The sequence below is a fragment of the Mesorhizobium sp. BHbdii genome (genome assembly GCF_053848045.1).
Genome location: NZ_JBSPKX010000007.1, coordinates 1 through 23,814, shown reverse-complemented (window position 1 = coordinate 23,814; position 23,814 = coordinate 1). Strand labels below are relative to the sequence as shown.

Sequence of the window (23,814 nt, the reverse complement as noted above, 5' to 3'; positions counted from 1 at the left end):
CACGGGATGACCCGCCAACCAGCCTTTGGGACAGGAGTCGAGATCGCGAACCTCGCTGTGCGCACCGGCATCTCGATGTTGCAATTACATTAGCGTGAGCACATGTTTTCGCCAGCCGGCGCAAGCCGGTTAGGCCCGGTGGCTGGCCGGTCACCCCCACAGGCTGCCGGGCCGCCAGCAACGGCTTGGGGAGGACATGACATGCCGAAAATCTCGGATCTCTTTCAAGACAGCGATCGTCTTCCTTAGCCGGCCTGCAGATGGCAATTTCAGGCAATCACGGTGCCACGCGCACATCAACCTTCTTGGGATGGGTGACGAGTGCAATATTCGGTGGATACTACGCTCTGAACCCGACAAAAGCCGCCCGCAGGATCGCGATGGTCCCGGCGTCTACAATCTGGCCTGGTCGTGATGGCCCTTTACGTGATGCTGCATAGAAATCCAGCCCTTGAGCCGATCGTCGCCACCGGCACCATGATCGTCGCTGTCAGCGTGCTCATCTTTGCCTTCGTGGTTTTCTCCGCCGAAACGGCGCGCTCAGTCTCGGGAATACCTGCGGTTCCACGCTAGACGGCGTCGAGATGTGCTGAGCCACAAAAGGCTCGCGCCTCCGAGAGTTTGGTCATCATTGTGCCGGCAATGCTTTCGCGGCGGCGGTCAGGGTCGCTCGATCGTTGCCGTGCTTGCGGATCAGCTCGCGCACCTGCGCCGGCGTGATGTTGTTCTGCAGAACGAAAAAGTTCACCTCATAATCGTCGTTCGCCGATATCTTGTTGCGGTCGCGAAAGTCGCGTTTGCTTTTGTCGTCTGCCATATCGCACGTCCTTTAGAATTTCGTCATATTCACTATGGCTAATATACGCCAGTGACCTAGACTAGGTTCCATGCGTAGGCGGGCAGTGGCCAGCACCGGCCGGCTAGAGTTCATCCTCCCGATGGAGCCCAAGCTGGTGGCCAAGCCGCCCGAGGGTGACAACTGGATTCACGAGATCAAGCTCGACGGTTATCGTGCCCAGATCATCATCAACGGCCCCGAGGATATCCGCGTCTATGCCGAAACCGGTAAGGACTGGACGCGTAAATATCTGGGCATCGTGGAAGCGGCGACGGAGCTTGAGGTCAAGAACGCCATCATCGACGGCGAGGCGGTCGTCACTGACAAGGCCGGTATGCCCGACTTCAACGCGCTCCAGAACGCGGTCCACAACAATCCCTATGGCATGTACCTCTGCGCATTCGACATTCTGCACCTGAATGGCCGTGATTTGCGCGACATCGGCTGCAAGGCGCGCCGCGAAATTCTCGGCGGCATCATGAAGCCGAACAGCCGGATCCAGTTCAGCGAGGCCATGCCTGGTGACGCCAAGTCGATCTTCTATCTCGTCGAGCAGGTCGAACTTGAGGGAATTGTCTCGAAGCGAGCCGACAGCAAATACCGCAGCGGCCCGACCTCGAACTGGCTGAAGACCAAGAGCTTCACGGTCGACGAATTCGAACTGCTGGGCATCGAGCGCGAGCCTGGCAATGCAGCCTTCGCACTTTTGGCACAGCCAGGAACTGGGAAATATCTCGGTACCGCCTTCATCACCTTGGGCCGCGACATGAAGGAGCGGCTGTTGAAGCGGGTTCGAGAGCATGCCGGGCCGCCGCCAGAGGCCATGAAGAAACGGCCGGCGACCCAATGGGTCAGGCCTGGTGTAAAGCTGCGCGTCAAGCATCTCCGTGGCGACCACACCCACATACGCCAAGCGTCGCTGCTGGGTTTCAGTGACGAGAGCTAGTGCGCCTGTCTGCGCTCTTTGAGCGTTGACGAGATCTGACTTCCCCGAGCAGCTCGCGCTCGTTGGTAGTTACGTTTCGAAAGATTGCGACAATCGTCACCGCTAAGGCTTCGGCATCCCGGCTAAAAGGGTCGATGACTTCATCTGCGCAAACCTGATCAAACACGCGTTCACAAATAGCCAAATCGTGAGGGCTAAAGCAGGTGCGAGTGAAACGCCGGCGCGGCATTTGCGAACCCTCGAAGCCCGCTGTCAGTGCAAAAGATAGTGGGCCTTCACAGCCAGACCGAGGGGAACGAGAGTCCGGCCTCGCGTAAGAAACGCGAGTCGCTGACTGTTTGTTCCCGGCTACCAAAATTGGTTAATTCCAAGTGAGCGGGCGGTGTAGATAGATGCTCAACCGGTGTCAAAGCCACCTCCGGCCATCGGGATGATGTATCAGACCTTCAGCTTCCCGATGACGCTCGTGGACAAGTTGACCGGACGTATTCGCCGTTAGGCTTGCTTGATCATCAGCGCCCCACCGATGGGCGGTCCAGTATGCGGCGGCATGTTTCCCGATTTCGGCTTTCCGGTGCTCGGAAATCCGGTCCAGAAGTGCTTCGCTGCCCACCGGCCGCCCAGATGCCGACATCGGCTGCGCGGCAATGCAAGTCGAGCCATGCTTTCAATCTACACACAGCGACAGCCGAGCAAACATGGCAAAAAGTGCACTGTCACCGTGATTTATGTCACCGTAATTTTATTCCAGCTTTGGCCGGCTGATTTTTCTGCGTACTGGATCTTCCGATTTCCCGGATGCTCCCACAGTCCTTCTCCCCTCGCGGGCGTAGGCGTCATCCCGTTGGCCCGATGCGTTGGTCGTGGAATGCCCCCGCGCTTCGCCAGAGGCGCGCGTCTTTCATCTGTTCGGCCGATGCGCCGGTCCGTTGGAGGGTAGAGATTGAGAATCTGCCTTAGCGCTAGACCGCTTCGTGCTGGCGGTCGCCTCTGCAGACTTCGGATGAAGGGCTGACCTATATTGTTGCGCGCAGGTTCATATCCGATCGCGGCAAGGGTTGCTTTCCTTGTCGCGTTGGCCGGCGTTCTCCTGCTCGCCCTTTTTCCGGAGTGGCTCCTGCATAATTTGGGAGTGACCTTCACGCATCATGGCAAGCTCATCCACGCCGCCGCATTCGCTGTTTTGGCGGCCTTGGGAAGTCTCGGCTGGACGAAACACAAGGCAACGCTGATCGTTCTCCTCGCATTTTCGGGCCTGGCGATTGAAGTTGTTCAGGGCGCGCAACTGATAGGGCGCGGTCCGGATGTATTCGACTGGATTGCCGACTGTGCTGGCATGGCCTGCGGGATCACAATCGCAAGCTGGACAAAGTAGCTCGCTGGAGGCCTGCCATAGGTCGCCCGTTGGCCCAGATCAGTGGTGGTGGATGGTTGGCGGAGAGAGCGTCTTTCGATTCAATCCCTATGCCGCTGAAAAGATTGATCTTTTCGTGTGGTTTGTTACGCAGTTTGTTACACGTCTACAATGGCGAGTTACGATCGCTTCAGGCTGGTGGTTCCCAAGGTCTGGCCGCCAAATCCATCCGACCCGACCAAATCCGCGAACGGCAGCTCTGCGCCTCAACTCAGCCGTTGTGACCGGTTTCGCCACATTCCATAAGCAGACATGGGATCCGTGCCATACTAGAGTCATCGCGGCACCAAAGAAGTGCTGCCGTCAAAATTGCTATTCCCCGAGCTGAGTCAATCACGGCACCTCCGGCACCCGACGACCAGTGCGGTTTCTTCGCATTTGGCGACCTGCTTGGCTGGCTGAGCCAACTATTTCGTATACTTGATGGAGATATTGTCCGGTAATACTCTCCCAAGGGCGGTTGGGGATTGAGTCGTGCGTCTTCCGAAAGAAAAGTGGCCCGATACAGACGGTAGTCGCGGCATCTTGATGTTCGCTCAACTCATGAGCGAGATGCTGACGCCAACGACCTTTGAGAGCTTCCGTGTTTATTCGCTGGATACAACCGCCCGCGTTGATGAGGCCCTTGATCTGATTGCCGATGTAGAGGACCAGCGGGTGCCGCGTGCCGTCCTTGACCCTGTTATCGAGGAAATGAAGTGGTCTTTTGCGAAGGATCCCGCAGCGCGGAGCCTTGCGGCCGACGAGATAGGGTCCCTTATCACTCTGCTCGGCACGAGCTTTTCACTGGATGATTTCGCATCTCACCTGTGGCTGATCGAGAAGCTGATTGCCGACAAATACAAGGAGACTCTTGAGCGACTGTTGCTGGAATTGTTTGATCAGCCGAGGCAGAGGATGGATTACCGCAAGCTGGTGGGCTTCTATTGCTCCCATCTCCTGAACCTTGGCTACGAGCGCAATCACATCCGTCACGTCGTAGATGAAACCTTCTTCGAGAAGACCGTTGTGCGAATGGGCCGCAAAACCCTGGAAAAGTTCCTGAGCAAGTTCGACGGCAAGAACCGCCGGTACATCGTACATGTCGGCGTGACCCGCGACCTCGGCAACTACCTGAGAGGCCTGGACTTCAATGCCTTTCAGCGGGTTGCCGGAAGCGCTTATGAGCCCACGCTGGACGAGAACACCAACAAGGATGTTCTGGCCTGGGTGTTCGAGTGGACGGCGGACACCCTCGACCCCGAAGCCGCTATGGATTCTGCCTACCAATTACTCAGTGCCCAGCGCGCTATTTCCTTCCTGGACCCATACGGAATGCACTGCGAGTGGGGTGACACTATGCACATCACACTCCATCGCGCCAAATCGGGCGAGGCCATTACCAAGACCGACTTTCTGGAGAACAAGGCTCGCCCGCTTCCGATCAAGAAGAACCTGCGAGTCACCCGCGCCCGCACGATAAGCAACTATGCCGCTGACATTGCCCGGAATTTCGACGAAACGTCGACCGAACGGCTACTCAGCTCCATCCGGACCGCTGCGTTGGCAAGGACATCGTTCAACCCGGAAAACCGGCTTATCTCGCTTTGGTCCGCGATCGAGGTGTTGTTGAGCGAACCGCGCGAGGTGGCCCGTATCGTTCACTACGCAAAACTTATCGTGCCCTGCATTGTTATGCGCCATACGCGGCGCCAAGTCATCGCTGTCTATAACGAGTTGCTTCCGCGATACCGCAACCGGCTCAATAAGATCACCCGCGAGATGGAAACCGAGGCACACGGCCAGGACGCCTTTGCCGAGCTGGTATTCCTCGAAGAGAACGTGGAATATCAGAAGAGATTGTGCGGCTTGCTGAGCGACAATCCGCTGGCGCTCCATCGGGTCTACAAGCTCCAGCGCGACTACAAGAACATCGGGGCCGTGAATGGTACGATGGACGACCATTACAACCGTGTCCGCTGGCAGATCCACAGGGTCTACCGTGCCCGCAACCAGTTGGTTCACGCCGGCCTGATGCCCAGTTATCTAGAGTCAGTGATCCTCAACCTTGCCGAATATTACCGCTCCGCCGTCGCCACCATCGTTGGCCGTGCCAAAAAGGAGGAGGAGCTCTCTGACATCGACCAAGTGGTTTCAGAGATCGGCATCAAGTACCGTATCTTGCGCAACTTCTTCAGCAAGGCCAAGGCGGACACGTCGTTGACGAAGGAGCATGTCAGCAAGCTCATGGACACAAAATAGCTCTTGCCGGCTCAATCAGTTCGCCCTGCTAGCCAAATAACCGATCGACGCAAAGCGGTCGGGACAACGCTGGATGCGCAGGTCGGCTATCTGCGCCAGTTATCCGAAGTGCGACGTTCCGCGTGCGGGCCCCCCAACGAATTCCACGATCCTCGGTGCTTTGGATGGCATGATCTTCCTCAAGGAGACCAATGGCTGGGGCGCCTAGAGGAGGCACCGGCCCTTCAGGCACGACGCAAGGGCGCAAATAGTGTTTGCAGCGCCGCATCGTCGAATGCGTCAGCGATCTGCGTATCGCGGCTCCTGACTGACGAGGAGGGGGCCGCCGTGCTGTCGCTCTCGATCTCGATCTTGCGCTCCAAGGCCTTCTCACTGGCGCGTTTGATAGCCTCCTCAGAGATGCCGGTGCGCTTGCCCAGCTTCTCTAGGACTTCGATATGCTCATCCACGGTCGACTCCGAGTCCATATCGCGCAGTACCTTGTCAATCTCTTCGAACTCGCGACGGATCCCGGATGCGATGGCTTCTTTGATCACAGGGCCAAGGTAATACCTCCACTCCTCGTAGGCGTCGGACAACTTGTCCAGATCCTCCGAAGTGAGCGAATTCACGTCGATCATGTTGGCGGCGCCCTCCTCAAGAATGTCGGCAAGGTCGGCTGCCTGAGGCAGCTCATCGAAGTATCCAGTGCCCCTTAGCTTTCCGACAAGGATGAGCAGATTGTCTGCGTCTCGCCATGCATCCCAACCATCCACGGGATTGCCCGCCAGTGTACTGATCATCGGCAGAAAGTTGTCGTCGGCGCTCGCATACCACCAGTCGATCATTAGCTCGACACGTTCCACATTGGACAGGCCAGTCGGAGTGTAGGTCACGCTATGGGCGCTCGTCTGGATCTTGAGCCATACTGGAAGCGTCAGAAACGCGCGGGCGATTGGAAGGAAGGCGCGGGCTAGCGCGGCGCGCCCGGCTGGCATCGGTCGCGTTCGCGCCGTGGCCAGGCGCTTGCCATGCTCCCAAACTCTTTGTGCCCACTCGCTTTGCACTGATGCCTGCGCTGCGAGGGTAAGCAACGTGTAATCGTCGAGGTAACTCTGGAGATAGTCGCGCACCGAGGGGTTCACGAAGCTCACCATCGTACCGACGATCTTGATGAAGCCGCCTTCGAGAATCTTAAGCGATTCCTCGAAATCCTTTGGATCCTGCGACGCGCCATAGTGATCCGAGAGGACACGGTGGTACGATGCATAGGCCGCGCGCAGCCTCTCGATCTGCACTCCGAACTCGCTGCAGAAAAAGAGCGTCATAAGCAAGTGGCGGCAGGTCGTGGGGATATGCTTGCGGAACGGTATGTCCCATAGCTGCGTGGGATTATCGAGCGCCGCTAGAAAGACGGCCGGGTAGTCCTCTGCGGTATAGTCGGCCACACGCGCCCCTTCGGTCATCAGGGCGATCAGGCGCGGCGAGTAGTTCTTGTGGTCGACGATCGACGCGATCTTTCCGCTGTCGATCAGCGTGTTGATGTGCGTCTGCGGCGTGCCGGTGACGAGCAGGTGATTATAGAGAATCCGCGCCTTAATCCGCCGAGTGTACACTCCGACATCGAGTAGGTACCGGCTGATATCGAGCTGCCGGTCTGCCAGATGCTCGGAATGCCGTTTCGCTTCCTCAAAGATAGGCGCGCGCGTGGTAAGGATGAATCGCGCGTTCGGCGATTTGCGCACGCGCGTAATGAAGCGCGCAAGGTGGGAATCCATTTTTGAAAGCGCATTCTTATCTAGCGCGACCCGCCCGAGGAAGTCATCGAAATAGAAAATCTGCTTCTTCTTATCGGTAATTGTGGTCAGGCCGTCGTCGAGTTGCCGGATGGCCTTCAGTTCCCACCCGTCACCGAGATGCGCATAGCAGAGCATCTCGGCCAGCGTCGTCTTGCCGACTCCGGGCGGTCCCGAGATGATTAGGACGTGCTGCTTCTCCAGAATATCCTGCGCCGCGTTGAAGCTAGGATTTGGCGCGTACACCCGTACCTTCTCTACGATTTCGTCCCTGGTGATGTCGTTGAAGCTGTGCAGTGCGGCATGCAGGACGCGCTCGAGCACTGCCGTACCCGACAGCCATAGCTTGATGTGCGACTTCACGATTTCGGGGTGTTTGCGCAGAAGGCTATTCAGGTCGCCAGGGCCAAAGATATCGTCCTCGCTCTTGAGCGCCGGCCCGATGATGCCCGCAAGCTCGGCCTTGTTCTCAGGTGAAAGTGGGCAGGAAGTGGTTAGGATGTACCGGTTCGGCGTGAGGCGGTCGATCGACGCGCGCTCCTTTTTCATCGCCTTCTTGAGTCCACTCCAGCGGGTGCCCGCATAGTGTTTGGACTGCAACACCGTTCTGAAACCTCCGGCAGCGTGACGGCCGTCCATCCCGCCATCCGGGCCGGGCGCAAACGCCTCGAAACGAATGCCGAGCTCCTTGCCGATGAGATCGCGCGAGAGGTCCTCGAAATCCGCATAAGATAGCGCGGAGAAGTCGTACGTCATTAGGCTGGTTCCTTGTGAGCAGCACGGTCGGCGCATGCGCGTCGATTGCTTCCGTAGTGAGCCTTCTTCTATGGGCGTGTTGCTGCCGTCTCAGAGCCAGCCTGACCAATCCCCGATGACGATTTAGTACGTCCCATTAGCTCAGACAACGTCTGCTCGCTGTGTGCTGCCGGCCGCCATCGACATTACTTGTCGGACTATGTCAGCTGGTTCGACATCAACGAGTTCTGTACCAAGACTGGCCAGTTACTCGAAGACTTGGTCCTTCGAGTGAAGTTCGGCCTGCTGCCTGACGGCCGAGCAATATCGGAGCACATAGGAGCGGCGAGTAGTCCGGACGTTGAGACTAGCCAATTGTAGACCTCAGCTCCACAGTCTAGACGTCCGCTATCCTCTATCCCAATGGCGAAACCTGCCAGTCCGCTGTCGGCCCCATTCCCGCATTCGTGATGGTGGCTACGGACGCGGTGACTGGTCGGTGGTGTCTTGGCCAAAGGAGAGAAACGCGGCACAACGATGGATAGGGGGAGATTAGCCGCACGAATGAGCGCCATCCACGAAGCGGACAGAACGCTCCGTCCGCCTTCGGCGCTACAAACAGCCAGTGTTGCGCCGATGTCAACGAGGGCCGCCGGTGAAGCCGGATGAACCTGATTTCGCAGTGGTGCAATCTTCAACTGCGCGGCGCGGCGGTCTCTTGCGTACGCGCCGCACACTGCCGACCGAAGCGAGAGTCGCGCATGAAGGTGCTGCGATACGCGCAACGGCAGGCCAGTCTGCACAGTTGTCCTGCTCATTCCAGCCAAGGATGGACAGCGCCGCGCCGCATGGAGATCATTGTCTCACAAAGAGAAAGCATAATCATTCGGAGGTCGTATTGGGACGCCGGTCCGAACTAGGGATCGGACGCCACCCGAAGCGCTTGGTAACTACAAATACGGCATAGTTGACTTAATTCATCATGTATTATAGGCGCGTCGGCCAGTTTCCCCGGCAAACCGAAGCTCGTCCATGCCCTCCATCAACCTTGTGTCCGAATTCGCCCATGACGAGCAGCGTGCGGCGCTTGTCTTCGCCGACCGACGGACGCTTTCCCACGGGGAACTCGGCAGCCTCGCGCTACGCTTCGCCTCGCAGCTGGGACAAGGAAAAAAACAGCTCGTGGCCATATCGGCGGAAGCTTCCGAGCATGCGGTCGCCGCCTATGTCGGAGCTCTGCAGGCCGGTCATGCAGTGGCCATGCTGCCGCCTTGTGATCACAAGCTTTGGGAGGATTTCCTGGCAGTCTTTCAGCCGGATTTCATCTACAGGCCAGCCGACGGCCGCTGGCGACTGGTTGAGGAAGCTCGGAGAGCCAGAGATGCAGAGCCGCTGCATCCCGATCTCGCGCTGCTGCTGATGACGTCCGGCAGCTCGGGCGCCGCCAAGGCGGTCAGGCTTTCGTTTGCCAACCTCGAAGCCAATGCGCGCTCGATCGCGAGCTATCTCGAACTCTCTTCCTCCGACCGGGCAGCTCTCGTGCTGCCGCTCCACTATTCCTACGGGCTGTCGGTCCTCAACTCGCATCTGATTGCGGGCGCCAGCGTCCTCTTCCCCGGTGTCTCGGTCGTGGACGGCGATTTCCTCAGGATGATCGCCGAGGGCGGCTGCACGAACCTGTCTGGTGTCCCGTATTCCTACGAACTTCTGGAAAGGGCGCGTTTTCGCGACGCAGAACTCAAGACGCTGCGCATGATGACGGTGGCGGGCGGACAGCTTAATCCCGACCTCATCCGCCGCTACCGGGACCACATGCGCGCCCGGGGCGGCCGCTTCTTCGTCATGTATGGCCAGACCGAGGCGACAGCACGCATCGCTTTCGTGCCGCCGGAGAGCCTTTCCGACCGGGAGGAGCGGATCGGTGTGCCCATCCCCGGCGGCAGCCTTGGCATAGTCGATGCCGGGGGAGAGCCGATATGCCGGCCGGGCGTCCCTGGAGAGCTCGTCTATCGAGGGCCGAACGTGATGATGGGTTACGGCGCGCGGCGCTGCGACCTCGCGCGCGGCGCCGAGGTCGAGACCCTGAACACCGGCGACATTGCCCTACAGGACGAGCAGGGTTTCTTCCGCATCGTCGGGCGCAAAAGCCGCTTCGCCAAGATTGCAGGCCTCAGGATCGGCTTCGATATCATGGAGCAGGCGCTCCAGCGGGCGGGTATCGCCGCCGCCGTACTCGGCGACGATCGAGGGCTACAGGCCTATGCCATTGACGCTGGCTCGACGGGAAGGGCGCAGCGAATCCTTGCCGAGGCCAGTCGCCTGCCGGCCAATCTGATTCGCGTCGCTACCCGCCAGGACTTTCCCAGGCTTGCCTCTGGCAAGATCGACTATACCAGCCTCCATCGCGAGATGCTGGAAGGGCGGACGGAAATCCGGTCCGAGACGGGCGGCGTGCTTGGCGCCTATGCCCGCGTGTTCTACCCACTCCCTGTTGGCCACAACCATAGCTTTGTCTCCCTCGGCGGAGATTCCCTTCGCTTCCTGCAACTGGCTCTGGAACTCGAACAGGACGGTTTGGAGCTGCCGGAAGGCTGGGAACGCCTGAGCATCTCCGAACTGGCGGGCCGTCATGGGATGAGGCAGCCTCTCCAGCACAAGCAGGCAAGCGGGTTGCCGACCGATTTGGTGTTGAGGGTCATCGCGATCCTGCTGGTGGTCGTGCACCACCAGACGCTGTGGCCCATCCCCGGCGGTTCCGGCGTCATGATGCTGCTCGTCGGCTTCAGCCTTGCTCGCTTCCAGTCCACCCATTTCCTGGCCGGTCGAATCCGGCACGCACTGAGGCCTGCGATCGACGTCCTGATTCCTTATTTTCTCATTGTCGCCGCTTACGCTGCTGCCTGGCGGTCGGTGCCCTGGGCTTCGCTGACGCTTACCGGCAATTTTGGCTATGCCGAACCGGAACGTCACGAGATGATCCCTTATCTTTACTGGTTCATCGAGGCCTATGCGCAGACGCTTTTAGTCTTCGCCCTCACCTTTGCCATTCCAGCAGTGCGCAAGCTCGCCCGGGCTCGACCCTTTGCCCTCTCGCTCGGCTTTCTGGGATTTGCGACGGCAGCGCGCTTTTCCGTCCCGCCGTTCGTCGACATAGACAACCGCCAGACCTTCGCGATCTACTGGGTCTTCCACCTTGCCGTCTTCGGCTGGTGTGCCGGTCTTGCCGATAGTCCCGCGAGAAAGCTCGTTCTGACCGCGTTTGCCGCCGCGGTGTTGGGCTATCTGGCCTTCTGGGAATCGGTTTGGCTGGGGACAACGGTCAAGTATTTGACGATCTTCGCGGCGGTCTTGGCCCTTCTCTACGCACCGCGTATTCGCCTGCCAGCGGGGGTCGGGTGGATGGTTACGCAGGTCGCCGTCGCCGCGTTCCCAATCTACCTGTTCCACCGCTTCGTCCCTGAAGTGTTGATGGCGCCTGTCGCTGGCATGCTGCCGACTTCGGTCTTTCAGTTGCTGGCAATAGCCGGCGGCATCGGGATAGGCATCATCGCCGGCAAGGTCTTGGCAGCTATGCGAAACCTGCGCGGCAGGTTTGCGCTGGGACGCCTGCTGGAATTGCGCTCCGCCTGAAAACAGCACAGCAGGGCCATGCCGTCGTGCCCGGGAGGAGGTGGGCGTCAAATGTGCGAGGGAAACTCGGGACTAGAGCGGGATGAGATTAGTTTCGGTCATAGCCGGAGTTTTTGAAGTAGTGTGAGCACTCGGCGGATGTGATGCGGTCGAGAATTTGGCCGATCGCGTCGCAGACGGTTTGGACGGTGCGGCTTGCTGCCTTTCTCAGCCAGTGCTTGAGTTTTGAGAAGAGCTGTTCGATCGGATTGAGATCGGGCGAGTATTTCGGCAGGAAGAAGAGCCTTGCGCCGGCGGCGCGTATGGCGCGACGCACCGCCTTGCCTTTGTGCGAGCCGAGATTGTCCATGATGACTATATCCCCTGGCTGGAGGGTCGGCGCGAGAACCTTCTCGACGTAGAGGAGAAATCTCTCGCCGTTGATCGGTCCGTCGATCAACCAAGGCGCGTCGACGCGATCGCGGCGCAGCGCGGCCAGGAAGGTCATGGTCTTCCAGTGGCCGTGCGGCACTTTCGCTTTGATCCGCTGTCCCACCGGCGCCCAGCCCCTTAGCGGCGACATGTTGGTCTTGGTCCAGGTCTCGTCAATGAAGACCAGGCGCGTGGGATCAATCCGGCCCCGATACTTCGTCCACTGCATCCGCCGTCGCGCGATATCGGGACGATCCTGCTCGACGGCGATCAGCGTCTTTTTTTGTGACTGAGCTTCTCGGCATGCACGAATTCCCACACCGAACGGTAGTCGACCTTCAGGCCACGCTCGCCAAGTTCGGCCACAAGGCCGCGCAAGGTGAAGTCCCTGTCGTGACAGCGTTCGATCAGCCAGTCGCGCCACTCTCCCGAGAGCTTCTTCGGTTTGTAGCCGCCGACCTGGCGAGGCGCAGCACTGCCAGTCTCTTCGACACGCTTAAGCCACTCAATGGCCGCGCTATAGCTAACGCCAAATCGAGCCGCCGCCGCACGTCGCGAGAGCCCATCGGTCTTGACCGCAGCTACAACCCGCTCGCGAAGGTCCATCGAATATCCTGCCATCCACACTGGCCTCCTCCCAGCATGAATGTTGAATCAGAACTGCGATGATTTGGGAATCCCACGACTCTTACAAATCTCATCCCGCTCTAACTGGACCCGAACACGCGTTGTCCTTGGAGTAGGATAGAAAGTCCCTCAATAAAGCCAGGCGTCGCTACCGGGCCGCTTTAAGCAGCGGCAACGCCAGGCCCTGCGTTCTCTAAATCGGAGAAATCCAATGGCACACCTTGGAACGCCGCATTTGCGGCGGCTATGGCGCTTGGCTTGATGTACACCAGCCAATAGCGTCGTTCGCTTGCCAAAAATGGCGGCCTGGTTCCGCAATCGACCCGCCGTCGCGAACTGTTCGTGGTGGTGGAGGCTTCCCTGTCTGCTGTCCGCAGTGTGAAGCGCGTTGCAGATGAAGGTCCGTGGCGCAGACCCGATTCTTGACCAGTGTGGCAGCGTCTGGCGTATCACTAGGCAGCAGAGCAGAACCTGCGCAGGCTCGTGTGCATTCCGGACATCAGAGATATCGGGTTCGAAAAGAACGTTTGGATGATGCTAGACCTTCTTTTTGATCGCGCTGGCGGCGACCGACGCTTACTGCGGACGTGTGACATGAACAGCGTCGGTCGCCAGCCTGTGCGGGCGCACCGTGATTGGGTAACGGAGTGCCAGGCCACGCTATGCTTGTCGGCGGGGCTTTCAGTCAGGATGACCGCTTATAGTGAATAGTTCGTTACTGCCCGCAGCGCACCTGCTGTTTCAGCACATGTTCGGACGCGCATGAACCGCCTGGGGAAGCGGCGGGCGAGGCCGAGGTGTGATCCTGTCAGCGTCGTCACCATTTTTCGGTGGGGGAGAGGGATATCGACCAGCGAACAAAGCCAGGATTTGCAGCAGACCACCGATCGAGCTGCTTTTCGAGCTGATTCTTCTGGGCGATTGTGGAGGTTTCAGCGGGTCCATTCTTCCAGAAGAAGTAATCGTTTCGGCCACAGTGGCAGCTACTGCAAAATGAACTTGCGTCGCGCAGTAAAATGCCCTGATCCTGCCACGCCTCCATAGGCACTTGCGCCGGGAGGAAACCTCTAACGCGACCGGTAGACGGAAGGAAGGCTCAGCCAAATGAGCAGGGTGGCGCGCGCAGATGCGAATCCAGTTTCGTCGCCGACGTTCGCGCCGCTCGAGGATCCGACCTTTCGTCCGATCTGGCTTGCCACACAAGTATCGAGCCTTGGATGGCTGATGCAGACTGTTGCCATCAGTTGGCTGATGGCAACCATTTCGACGTCGGACTTGATGGTCGCCTTGGTGCAGGCGTCCACGACGCTGCCCACCTTCATTCTGTCGATCTTCGCCGGAGCCATCGCCGACAATTTCAGCCGTCGCAACCTCATGTTCGCAGGCTGGTGCGTGATAGCGTTGTCGTCGACGATGCTGACTGCTCTTGCAGGGCTCGGGTTTTACGATCCATGGATGATCCTCGCATTCAGCTGTTTGGCCGCCGGCGCGGCTTTCACTGAACCCGCCTGGCACGCCTCGGTCGGCGATATCCTGCGAAAACGCGATGTTCCAGCCGCGGTCACGCTTATCTCGGTCGGATACAACGCTGTTCGAAGCGTCGGCCCGGCGCTCGGCGGCATCGTCGTTGCTTCGTTTGGACCTCTCACGGCTTTCGCCCTGGCGACGCTGACCTATCTAGCGCTGCTGTCGACTATAGGGCGCCGCAAATGGAATGTCCGCCCTTCACCTCTTCCGCGCGAATCTATGGCGACCGCGATCCATGACGGAGCGCGCTTCACAGCGCTGTCATCGGAAATCAAGGCGGCAATCGCACGCGGAACCCTTTTTGGCCTGACGAGCATCTCAATACTGGCGCTGCTCCCCCTGGTCGCTCGCGATCAGCTGGGGGGCGGACCAGTCGCCTATGGCATCCTGATGGCGGGCTTCGGGACCGGCGCCTTTTTCGCCGGCATCTGCAACAACATCTTGAGACGGAGGCTGTCCCAGGAGCGATTGACAATACTCGCGTGCATCGCCTGCGCGGCGTGCTGTCTTTCTCTTGCCCTTACTTCTTCGCTGGTAGTGGCGGCTGCTGCGCTGGCGCTCGGCGGCGCGGGCTGGGTCGTCACCTGGACTGGGCTTGACGTGAGTGTGCAATTGTCGAGCCCAAGGTGGGTCGTTGGCCGCACTCTCTCGATTATTACGCCCTTTCGTCCGGCGGCATCGCGACCGGCAGCTGGCTGTGGGGTACGGTGGCTGAGAACTATTCGCTGACCTCGGCCCTGGAGGCCTCCGCTGGCGCTCTCCTGCTGGTTGCCGCCACCGGTTTCCTGTTGCCCATCCGTCAGTGGAAAGATTCTGACCAAGATTCTCTGGGATTCGAGACGCCTGAGATCGCGCTGGACTTGAAGTCGAGAAGCGGCCCCATCGTCGTTAAGATCGAGTACTCAATACCGGAGACGAATGTCAAAGCTTTCCTGGACAAGATGCGAGAACGACGCCGAGCGCAAAGCCGCGTGGGTGCCCGGCACTGGAACCTTCAGCGCGATCTACAGGAGCCGTTGCATTGGACAGAGACATTCCGCACGCCGACCTGGATGGACTACCTTCGCCTAAACCATCGCCTCACCGCGGCGGACAAGGATCTGGATCAGCGCCTCGTTGATTTACACCGGGGAGAACTTCCACCTCGAACCACGCTTTCGATCGAGCGACCGACGGGGCCGGCTCGGAAGCGGGATCAATCGACGCCATTTTTCTCCCGGCCGTAATCCAAAACCTCTCAATGGGCATTTCATTGAGACGTACGGGTGCGTTTGCCGCGCGGGGCCTTTTAGAGGAAAAGTGAGATGACAGGCCTGGTGAAATTTGCGAGGCCAGTCGTTGTTAAGCTTGGCCGCCACAGCACCGAGCGTGTCGTGTTCGATGTTAACGACGCGGCCACCATTTTGCTCCGGTATTTTCCCCGTCAGACGGAGAAACGCAGGGTAGCTATGGACGCGTGTCTGCAGGTCTTGCGAGGCGAGGCTCATACACCTGCCGCGCGGCGAGCCTTCGTCGCGGCCGCGCTCGAAGCGAAAGTTCTGCGCTTCGATTGAGAGAGCAGGTTGAGCCGTCTGGCGGTTTGCGATTACCGCGCTTGGCGAGCTATTCCCGTGTGGCTACGAGGCGGCTCGGATCTGGTTACCGTGCCGGTAGAGTGTCGGATCGACCCGGGACTGCTTGAGATGTTTTGGTGTGGGAAATTTGAGGCTCTGCGGTGGCGCCTGTGTCGGTAGGGTTCGGATGAATACCGTGGGCTAGAGCCCTCCCATGCACAGATATTTCATCTCGAGATAATCCTCGAGACCATGGCGCGATCCCTCACGACCAATCCCTGATTGCTTCATGCCCCCGAAGGGTGCGGCCTCAGAGGACATCCGTCCCGTATTAATGCCGACCATGCCGTATTCGAGGGCTTCAGCAACGCGCCAGACGCGCTTGAGGTCGGAGGCGTAGAAGTAGGCTGCAAGACCGTAAATCGTATCATTCGCCTCGCGCACCACCTGATCGGGATCTTTGAAGCGGATTATCGGGGCCAACGGTCCGAACGTCTCCTCATGAGCGACCCGCATCGTGCTTGTCACGTCCGTGATCACGGTCGGCTCAAAAAATGACCCCAACTTGCCGATACGGCTGCCACCGCATCGGATCTTTCCACCTTTCTGCAACGCATCGCCGACATGGCTTTCAATCTTTGCAAGAGCACGAGTATCGATCAGAGGGCCGATCGCGACGTTTGGCTCGAAGCCGTCACCGACACTTAAGGCACGCACACGCTCGGTGAATTTGTCGGCGAACGCGTCATGCACGCTCGACTGCACATAGAGCCGATTGGCTGAAACGCAGGTCTGACCGGCATTGCGAAATTTTGCCTGTAGTGCCCCATCCACGGCAGCATCGATGTCGGCGTCGTCGAACACGATGAACGGCGCATTGCCGCCGAGTTCAAAGCTTATCTTTTTTATTTGATCCGAACACTGACGCATGAGTAGCCGCCCGACCTCTGTGGACCCGGTAAAGCTGATCTTGCGGACCTTGGGATTGGAGCACAGTTCGCGGCCGACCGCATCGCCTTCCGACGCGTAGATCAAGTTGAGAACGCCATCTGGAAAACCCGCAATCCGGGCAAGAGTGAACATCGCGCCGGCGACGAGAGGTGTTTGCTCGGCAGGTTTCAGAACAATCACGCAACCGGCGGCAAGGGCTGGTGAGATCTTGCGTGCGACCATTGAGGCGGGGAAATTCCAAGGGGTAATCGCACCGACAACCCCGATCGGCTGCTTGATCACCAGCATGCGCCTGTCGTTGGAGGGCGCTGGAATCGTCTCGCCGTAGATGCGATTGGCCTCCTCGGCGTACCATTGGAGGTAGGCTGCGGCGTGGGCGATCTCGGACTGAGCTTCTGCAAAGGGCTTGCCCATTTCAGCCGTGAGAATGGTGGCCAGATCGTCGCTGTGGTCGGCAATCAGCTGGTGCCATCTCCACAGCACATCAGAACGCTCGCGCGCGGTAAGTGCCGCCCACCGTTCGCGCGCAGCTTCAGCTCTGTCGATTGCCTTGGAAACACCTGCGGCATCCATATCTGGAAGTTCCGCCAGGAGATCCCCTGTGGAGGGATTGAATACGGGGAACTGTTTCGCGGCGTTTGCCGCGGCCTGGCCTGGCACGCCGGCCAGATCGGAGAATAATTCAGGGTTTTTAAGGTGCCTGGTCAGCGATTGGGTAATGGTCAATTTTGGTGTCTCTCATCCTTTGAGCTTCGCTGCGGCGAAGGCTGGTCTGGGCCTCAAGCAGTTATGCCGGAACGATCGTCCTCGCGCCGCTACGTTATGGTGGGATCGAGTTGTTTGCTCTCAACAACGATACCTCCAACTCAATTCTCTCCCCAACCCGCGGTAGGGCCCGCCTCATAGCAGGCACGTGGCAAAAAGTGCGTGGAGAATTTTTTGGGCGAAGGGTTTGGCGCCTGCGAAGCACAGGGATCGATAAACGGGAACCTGGTCGTGGGCGTTTAACCTGTGCCCGGGTTAGCGGCAAAGATTTTTTCGGCGCCGTCCGGCGCGGGTCGCTGGAGCGAGTCGGTCGATACCGGTCCGAAGCCGGCTTTCATTGTGCAACGCAAATTTTTCTCTTCGCATCTGCACAAATTTGTGACAAACCCTTCTATCGCGGGTAACGCAGGGAAGGAGGACCTGGTGAGCGCAACGGGAGGAACCAAGGCGTTGACCCCGCCGGGCATTGCGGCGCGCAAGGGCAAGATGCCACTTGTTTGCCTGACGGCCTACACGACTCCAATCGCCAAGCTGGTCGACGAGCATTGCGATGTGGTGCTGGTTGGCGACAGTGTCGGCATGGTGCTCCACGGGCTTCCTTCGACAGTCAGTGTGACGCTCGACATGATGATCATGCACGGCAAGGCCGTGCGGCGTGGGCTGGAAAAGGCGCTGATGGTGGTCGACATGCCTTTCGGCTCCTACGAAGAAAGTCCCGAGCAGGCCTTCCGTAATGCCGCCTGTCTGATGGCAGAAACCGGTTGTGCGGCGGTCAAGCTCGAAGGCGGCGAGAGCATTGCTGAGACGATCCGATTTCTAACCGTGCGCGGTGTTCCGGTGATGGGCCATGTCGGGCTAACGCCGCAGGCGATCAATGTGTTCGGCGGCTATCGCGTGCAGGGTCGAGGCGACAGTGCCGAACGCATCCTTCGCGATGCGATCGCGGTGAGCGAGGCGGGCGCCTTCGCGGTCGTGCTTGAGAAAATACCCGAAACGCTTGCTGGGCAGATCACACAGGAAGTCGCAATCCCTACCATCGGCATCGGCGCGTCGCCGGCCTGTGATGGGCAGATCCTGGTTGTCGACGACATGTTGGGCCTGTTTGGCGCTTTCCGGCCCAAGTTTGTCAAGCGCTATGCCGAGCTCGCCGGAGCCGCCGAGGCAGCAATCGCGGCTTATGCGCGCGAGGTGCGCGAGCGCCGCGTTCCAGCGGCCGAGCACGTCTTCGGCGATGAGCCACGAAGCGTCAGTGGAGGAGAAGCCGCATGAGCATCCCGATGGTCCGGATCGTTGCCGAACTGCGCAGCATCGTCGCAGCGTGGCGCCGGGGAGGCCTAAAAATTGCCGTTGTGCCGACTATGGGCGCCCTGCATGAGGGCCATCTAAGCCTGGTGCGTGCCGCACTTGCAAAGGCCGATCGGGTCATCGTGACCCTCTTCGTCAACCCCAAACAGTTCAACAATGCCGACGATCTGGATGCCTACCCGCGCACCGAGTTCGATGACGCGGCCAAACTCGCGCCCCTCGGCGCTCACATTCTTTACGCTCCCGATGCAGCCGACATATATCCGCAGGGCTTTGCTACCACGGTATCGATGGACGGGGTGAGCGGTGGCCTGTGCGGCGCGTTCCGGCCCGGCCATTTCGACGGCGTGGCAACCGTGGTGACGAAGCTCTTCCTGCAGACCGGCGCCGATCTGGCCTTCTTCGGCGAAAAGGATTTCCAGCAGCTGCAAGTGGTGCGACGGCTTGTCCGTGACCTCGACATTCCGATCGAGATCATCGCCTGTGCGACGGTTCGCGAGGCGGACGGCCTTGCAATGTCGTCGCGCAACACGCGGCTGTCCGCCGCCGAACGCCGCTCGGCGCCAAAGCTGGCCGAGATCCTGTTTGAAACTGCCGGGCGGCTGAGCTCGGGAGCATCCGTCGAGCGCACGCTGAATGAGGCCCGACAGGCGATCCTCGCTGCGGGCTTCTCGCAGGTCGAGTATCTCGAACTGCGTGCAGACAATGACCTTGCCTCGATCGCCTACGTTGAATCAGACGGCGCGGCTACTCGTCGCCGCCTGGCTCGGCCAGACGCGGCTGATCGACAATGTCGAGGTGAGGTCGGCGCAACGCTCCGCTCAAGAGTTGAAGCAAGCCGCTGCCTGACTCGCGGGTCCGAAGAGCCAGATCTCGGTCTCCGTATTGCAAACGGCCGAGCCCGCGGCATAGCCTCAACTCGGCAGGCGGGCTGCGGTCATTCGGTTGAATTGTACTGAAGCTGCTCGAAGACAAACCTCTTGCCTTCGCGCACACTGTCTTCAAGCGATATCGCATTCGCCAGATGCGCGGCGATGGCGCTGGCCAGCATGCAGCCGGTGCCGCGCATCGATCCGCAAGGCGGGGCCCATCGAAGCAAATGGGCTCTCGATCGGAACGCAACAGAATATCCGTTGAACGCGGTCCTGTCGCGTGGCCGCCCTTGAGCAACAGCGCCTGCGGCCCTCCAGCAAGCAAGTTCCGCCCCTGCCGCAGGACGGCATCATCGTCTGCTGCCAATTCCGAGCCGACAAGGGCCGCCAGCTCGATGAGATTTGGCGTCACGAGACGGCAGAGTGGTATGAGATCACGCTTCAGGACGCCGATTGCGTTTGCTTCAACTAGAGTTCTGCCTGACGAAGAGGCCAGCACCGGATCCAGTACTGCCGGTATCCGAGGATTTTCGTTCAGCACGGCCGCAACTGCGGCAATGATCTCAGCAGTTGCGAGCATGCCGATCTTAATGGCCGACACCTTATTGGCCCGCAGGGCAGCACGCATCTGATCGGACACGAGGCCGGGTTGCAGATGGTGGATTGCCCTCACGGCTTCGTGTGTCTGCACCGTCGCCGCGGTGACGGCAAGGCAGGTGCGCAGGCCAATGGCAGAGATCGTCTCGATATCGCGCGCGATCCCGGCACCCCCCGCTGGAATCCGACCCACTGACGACAAGTACATGCCGGTCCTGCCTCAGCGCCATCGGTCCGTCTTTTCGATCCACTCCCGAGTCCGCCCTTCGGGATCGGCATTCAATATGATGTCGGTGACCACTGCCGCGCTGTCAGCGCCGGCGTCAAAAATGCCGTCGAGCCGGCCGGGGTTGAGGCCGCCAATGGCGACCAATGGGATCGGTGCTATCAGGCGCTTCCACTCGCTGATCCGTTCAAGCCCTTGCGGCGCCCATTTCATCTTCTTGAGGCTAGTCGGATAAACAGGCCCCAGCGCCACATAGTCCGGCTCGGCCGCGAGCGCCGTTTCCAGTTCGGTGTGATCGTGGGTCGAAAGCCCGAGCTTCAATCCGCCGTACTTGATCGCCAGCAGGTCGGCCGCTGCCAAATCCTCTTGGCCGAGATGGACAAAGTCGCAGCCTTCCTCGATGGCGAGCCGCCAATAGTCGTTGACTATCAGTTGGCAACCATGGACCGCGCAGACGTCGTTGGCGCGGCGAATTTCCGTCTGCAGCGTGGCCTCGTCCCCGTGCTTAATGCGAAGCTGGACGAGTTTGACGCCGAGCGGCACCAGTCGTTCAATCCAGGCTGCGCTGTCGACGATCAGGTAGAAGGGATCGAACTTCATGAAAAAACCGCGGTGCCGAATGTCGGCGTCGATGGCACGGCGACATCGCGCGGTTCGAGCATTCCCGAGCTGAAGGCTTCTCGCCCGGCATCGACCGCCTTGCCGAAAGCTCGTGCCATGCCGACCGGATCGGCCGCCTTGGCGACCGCTGTGTTCAGCAGCACGGCGTCAAAGCCGAGTTCCATGACGATTGCCGCGTGCGACGGTCGCCCGAGCCCCGCATCCACGATCAGCGGCACACCCGGGAAATGACCGCGCATCGAGCGCAGAGCCGATATGTTGATTGGTCCTAGCGCGGAACCTATCGGAGCGCACCAGGGCATCAAAACCTTGCAGCCAGCCCCCAGCAGCCGCTCGGCAACGACGAGATCGTCGGTGGTGTAGGGGAAAACCGCAAAACCGTCTTCGCATAGGATGCGGGCCGCTTCGACCAGGCCAAACACGTCGGGCTGCAGCGTATCGTGGTTGCCGATCACTTCGAGCTTGATCCAGTCTGTGCCGAAGACTTCGCGCGCCATTTTCGCGGTGGTGACCGCTTCCTTGACGGAGTGGCAGCCGGCAGTGTTGGGCAGGATTCTCGTGCCGAGCGATCGGATCAGCGACCAGAATTTTTCGCCGGCCCTGCCGCCCGCCATCTCACGCCGCAAGGAGACGGTCACGATGGACGTGCCCGACGCCTTGACCGCATCGGCAAGGATGGCCGGCGAAGGATACTGAGCCGTGCCGAGAAGCAGGCGAGACGGAAGCGTCGTCCCGAGAAGCTCGAACATGCTAGCCTCCCTGCATCGGCGAAAGGATTTCGATCCGGTCGCCGTCGCTCAATCGAAACTCCGCCCGGTTGGCCTTGTGCACGAGGTCGCTGTTGACGGCCGTCGCCAGCCAAATACCCTCATAATCGAGCGCGACAAGCAGTGCCGCCAGCGTTGTAGCGTCACTCTCAAGCGCTTCGCCGTTGACAATCAGTTTCATAAGCAAGCTCCTCGGATTTGTCGTGATCGAAGACAAAAGCGGCCGCCAGCCGCGCCATGGCGGGCGCAAGAAGAAAACCATGGCGGTAGAGCCCGTTGATGGCGACGCCATTTCCGCATGCTTCGACACGTGGCAGATTGTCGGAAAAGGCTGGACGAACTCCGACGCCGGTCTCGACGATACCGGCCTCACCGAAGGCCGGGTGGAGCGCGCAGGCAGCGCTGAGAAGTTCCAGCATCGAACGGACCGTGACCGGACCAAAGTCATCGCTCTCGATCATCGTGGCGCCGGCCATGAAACGGTGATCGCTGCGCGGCACCACATAGAGCGGAAAGCGCGGATGCAGCAGCCGGACCGGGCGCGACAGCGAGATATCGGGCGTGCGCAGGATCAGCATTTCGCCGCGAATGCCGCGCAGACTCTCATCGCCCGCTGTCATTCCCATGCAGTCGATCTCGCGTTCGAATCCGGAAAGCTGCCGGGCGTCCGTGGCAAAGCGGAAGTCGACGCCCATGGCGACGAGCTTTTCGTGAAGCGCTGCCATCGCAGTGCGCGGGTCGAGATGCGCCTCGCCGGGGAAGAACAGCCCGCGCCGGAAACGGCCGGCGAGGTCGGGCTCCAGCCGCGCGATTTCCTCTTCATCGATCCAGCGATGGCCTGAGGTGCGGCTTGCGAAGCGGTCAAGCTCGCCCGCATCCCGCGGCGTTGCAACAACCAGCGTTCCGGCCCGCGTCACCTGGCCTGGCAGCGCCGCATCCCACCAGTCGGCGGCGCCACGTCCGAGGTCCAGCACAGGCTGCTCCGCCCTTCGCGTTCGCACCAGGGCGCCAGCATGCCGCCGGCGAACCACGATGCGCCGCCGAGACCACACCCGATTTCCGCCACGGTGACCGCCGCGCCGTGAGTGGCGAGCTCGAAGGCCGCGGTGAGGCCGGCGACGCCGGCCCCCTTGACCAGCACCCTCATGACGGCTCCGGCACGTCGGGTGTCGTCTCGCTCACCGGCATATAGAGGTCGCCGCCCGCGCGGTATTTTTCCGCCATAGCCGCCATCCCCTCCTTCTGCGCTTTGGCGCGGATGTCATGGGAAATGCGCATCGAGCAGAATTTCGGCCCGCACATGGAGCAGAAATGCGCCACCTTGTGCGCCTCCTTCGGCAGCTTCTCGTCGTGCATGGAGCGCGCGGTCTCGGGGTCGAGCGACAGGTTGAACTGGTCCTCCCAGCGGAACTCGAAGCGGGCGCGGGAGAGCGCATCATCCCTGATCTTGGCCGCCGGATGTCCCTTGGCGAGATCGGCGGCGTGCGCGGCGATCTTGTAGGTGATGACGCCGGTCTTGACATCGTCGCGATCCGGCAGGCCAAGATGCTCCTTCGGCGTCACGTAGCAAAGCATCGCCGTGCCGAACCAGCCTATCATGGCGGCGCCTATGGCCGAGGTGATGTGGTCGTAGCCCGGCGCGATGTCGGTTGTCAGCGGCCCCAGCGTGTAGAAGGGCGCCTCGCCGCAGATTTCGAGCTGCCTGTCCATGTTCTCCTTGATCTTGTGCATGGGGACGTGCCCCGGTCCCTCGATCATCACCTGGCAGTCTTTCGCCCAGGCGATCTTGGTCAGTTCGCCGAGCGTTTCGAGTTCGGCGAATTACGCGGCGTCGTTGGCGTCGGCGATGGAACCGGGACGCAGTCCGTCGCCCAGGGAGAAGGAGACGTCGTAGGCTCTGGCGATGTCGCAGATTTCCTCGAAATGTTCGTAGAGAAAACTCTCGCGATGATGGTGCAGGCACCACTTCGCCATGATGGAGCCGCCGCGCGAGACAATACCGGTCACGCGGTT

The 23,814-nt window shown here is 60.1% G+C and carries 13 protein-coding genes and 6 pseudogenes; 9 read left to right on the top strand and 10 right to left on the bottom strand.

Features of this window, described 5'->3' with window-relative positions:
* Positions 1-201: 201 nt before the first annotated feature.
* Positions 202-573, top strand: a pseudogene (locus ACWTU8_RS27010) (hypothetical protein).
* A gap of 55 nt (positions 574-628) precedes the next feature.
* On the opposite strand, the gene ACWTU8_RS27005 reads toward ACWTU8_RS27010, so the two are convergent.
* Entirely contained in the window at positions 629-817 is a 189-nt protein-coding gene (locus ACWTU8_RS27005) for a DUF3606 domain-containing protein (protein WP_455850546.1), read from the bottom strand.
* Positions 818-887: 70 nt separating this feature from the next.
* Between ACWTU8_RS27005 and ACWTU8_RS27000 the strand changes: the two genes are divergently transcribed.
* The 3 genes from ACWTU8_RS27000 (at position 888) to ACWTU8_RS26990 (ending at position 5,439) form a co-directional block, all read left to right on the top strand.
* Positions 888-1,784: an ATP-dependent DNA ligase gene (locus ACWTU8_RS27000; protein WP_455850545.1), complete on the top strand. Its 897-nt coding sequence runs from the start codon at positions 888-890 to the stop codon at positions 1,782-1,784.
* 1,021 nt (positions 1,785-2,805) lie between these two features.
* A complete protein-coding gene (locus ACWTU8_RS26995; RefSeq protein ID WP_455850544.1) occupies positions 2,806-3,159 on the top strand; it encodes a VanZ family protein in 354 nt (117 codons plus the stop codon).
* A gap of 513 nt (positions 3,160-3,672) precedes the next feature.
* Positions 3,673-5,439 (top strand): hypothetical protein, encoded by a 1,767-nt coding sequence (locus ACWTU8_RS26990; protein ID WP_455850543.1) that lies wholly within the window; start codon positions 3,673-3,675, stop codon positions 5,437-5,439.
* A gap of 224 nt (positions 5,440-5,663) precedes the next feature.
* Here the strand turns inward: ACWTU8_RS26990 and ACWTU8_RS26985 are convergent, their stop codons facing one another.
* Positions 5,664-7,970, bottom strand: coding sequence for an nSTAND3 domain-containing NTPase (locus ACWTU8_RS26985; protein ID WP_455850542.1), 2,307 nt, complete (start codon positions 7,968-7,970; stop codon positions 5,664-5,666).
* A gap of 1,011 nt (positions 7,971-8,981) precedes the next feature.
* Here ACWTU8_RS26985 and ACWTU8_RS26980 point away from each other — a divergent pair.
* A complete protein-coding gene (locus tag ACWTU8_RS26980) occupies positions 8,982-11,579 on the top strand; it encodes an AMP-binding protein (protein WP_455850541.1) in 2,598 nt (865 codons plus the stop codon).
* Between the two features lie 88 nt (positions 11,580-11,667).
* On the opposite strand, the gene ACWTU8_RS26975 is transcribed toward ACWTU8_RS26980, so the two are convergent.
* Positions 11,668-12,611 (bottom strand): IS630 family transposase gene (locus tag ACWTU8_RS26975; RefSeq protein WP_455850540.1). Its coding sequence is split into 2 segments (ribosomal slippage): positions 11,668-12,279 and positions 12,282-12,611, totalling 942 coding nucleotides; the frame shifts between segments, so codons are not numbered across the junction.
* 1,110 nt (positions 12,612-13,721) lie between these two features.
* On the opposite strand from ACWTU8_RS26975, the pseudogene ACWTU8_RS26970 reads away from it, so the two are divergent.
* Positions 13,722-15,370 (top strand): annotated as a pseudogene (locus ACWTU8_RS26970) (MFS transporter).
* A gap of 78 nt (positions 15,371-15,448) precedes the next feature.
* The gene (locus ACWTU8_RS26965; protein ID WP_455850539.1) at positions 15,449-15,697 is read left to right on the top strand and encodes a DUF982 domain-containing protein; all 249 of its coding nucleotides are present in this window, start codon (positions 15,449-15,451) and stop codon (positions 15,695-15,697) included.
* 201 nt (positions 15,698-15,898) lie between these two features.
* On the opposite strand, the gene ACWTU8_RS26960 is transcribed toward ACWTU8_RS26965, so the two are convergent.
* Positions 15,899-17,374 carry an NAD-dependent succinate-semialdehyde dehydrogenase gene (locus ACWTU8_RS26960; RefSeq protein ID WP_455850538.1) on the bottom strand — a complete coding sequence of 492 codons (1,476 nt, stop codon included), beginning with the start codon at positions 17,372-17,374 and terminating at the stop codon, positions 15,899-15,901.
* A gap of 462 nt (positions 17,375-17,836) precedes the next feature.
* Between ACWTU8_RS26960 and panB the strand changes: the two genes are divergently transcribed.
* Together panB and panC are read left to right on the top strand one after the other, a co-directional pair.
* Complete coding sequence (gene panB, locus ACWTU8_RS26955) at positions 17,837-18,682, top strand: 3-methyl-2-oxobutanoate hydroxymethyltransferase (RefSeq protein WP_455850537.1); 846 nt, start codon at positions 17,837-17,839, stop codon at positions 18,680-18,682.
* Positions 18,679-19,567: pseudogene (gene panC / locus ACWTU8_RS26950) on the top strand (pantoate--beta-alanine ligase). The gene panB and the pseudogene panC overlap by 4 nt, the downstream one beginning before the upstream one ends.
* Positions 19,568-19,655: 88 nt before the next feature.
* On the opposite strand, the pseudogene ACWTU8_RS26945 reads toward panC, so the two are convergent.
* The 6 genes and pseudogenes from ACWTU8_RS26945 to ACWTU8_RS26920 form a co-directional block, all read right to left on the bottom strand.
* Positions 19,656-20,395 (bottom strand): annotated as a pseudogene (locus ACWTU8_RS26945) (hydroxymethylpyrimidine/phosphomethylpyrimidine kinase).
* A 12-nt stretch (positions 20,396-20,407) separates the two neighbouring features.
* A complete protein-coding gene (locus ACWTU8_RS26940) occupies positions 20,408-21,013 on the bottom strand; it encodes a thiamine phosphate synthase (RefSeq protein WP_455850536.1) in 606 nt (201 codons plus the stop codon).
* Entirely contained in the window at positions 21,010-21,783 is a 774-nt protein-coding gene (locus ACWTU8_RS26935; protein ID WP_455850535.1) for a thiazole synthase, read from the bottom strand. The genes ACWTU8_RS26940 and ACWTU8_RS26935 overlap by 4 nt, the downstream gene beginning before the upstream one ends.
* A gap of 1 nt (position 21,784) precedes the next feature.
* Positions 21,785-21,982: a sulfur carrier protein ThiS gene (gene thiS / locus ACWTU8_RS26930; protein WP_455850534.1), complete on the bottom strand. Its 198-nt coding sequence runs from the start codon at positions 21,980-21,982 to the stop codon at positions 21,785-21,787.
* A pseudogene (thiO, locus tag ACWTU8_RS26925) lies at positions 21,951-22,948 on the bottom strand (glycine oxidase ThiO). Before thiO ends, thiS begins: the two are co-directional and overlap by 32 nt.
* Positions 22,945-23,814, bottom strand: a pseudogene (locus ACWTU8_RS26920) (phosphomethylpyrimidine synthase ThiC); the annotation flags it as partial. The pseudogenes thiO and ACWTU8_RS26920, both read right to left, overlap by 4 nt.

Bases quoted from the DNA above. Each gene is read 5' to 3' on its own strand.
- ACWTU8_RS26985 (WP_455850542.1), bottom strand. From the start codon at position 7,970: ATGACGTACGACTTCTCCGCGCTATCTTATGCGGATTTCGAGGACCTC.
- ACWTU8_RS26965 (WP_455850539.1), top strand. From the start codon at position 15,449: ATGACAGGCCTGGTGAAATTTGCGAGGCCAGTCGTTGTTAAGCTTGGC.
- ACWTU8_RS26940 (WP_455850536.1), bottom strand. From the start codon at position 21,013: ATGAAGTTCGATCCCTTCTACCTGATCGTCGACAGCGCAGCCTGGATT.
- ACWTU8_RS26935 (WP_455850535.1), bottom strand. From the start codon at position 21,783: ATGTTCGAGCTTCTCGGGACGACGCTTCCGTCTCGCCTGCTTCTCGGC.
- ACWTU8_RS27000 (WP_455850545.1), top strand. From the start codon at position 888: ATGCGTAGGCGGGCAGTGGCCAGCACCGGCCGGCTAGAGTTCATCCTC.
- thiS (WP_455850534.1), bottom strand. From the start codon at position 21,982: ATGAAACTGATTGTCAACGGCGAAGCGCTTGAGAGTGACGCTACAACG.
- ACWTU8_RS27005 (WP_455850546.1), bottom strand. From the start codon at position 817: ATGGCAGACGACAAAAGCAAACGCGACTTTCGCGACCGCAACAAGATA.
- ACWTU8_RS26980 (WP_455850541.1), top strand. From the start codon at position 8,982: ATGCCCTCCATCAACCTTGTGTCCGAATTCGCCCATGACGAGCAGCGT.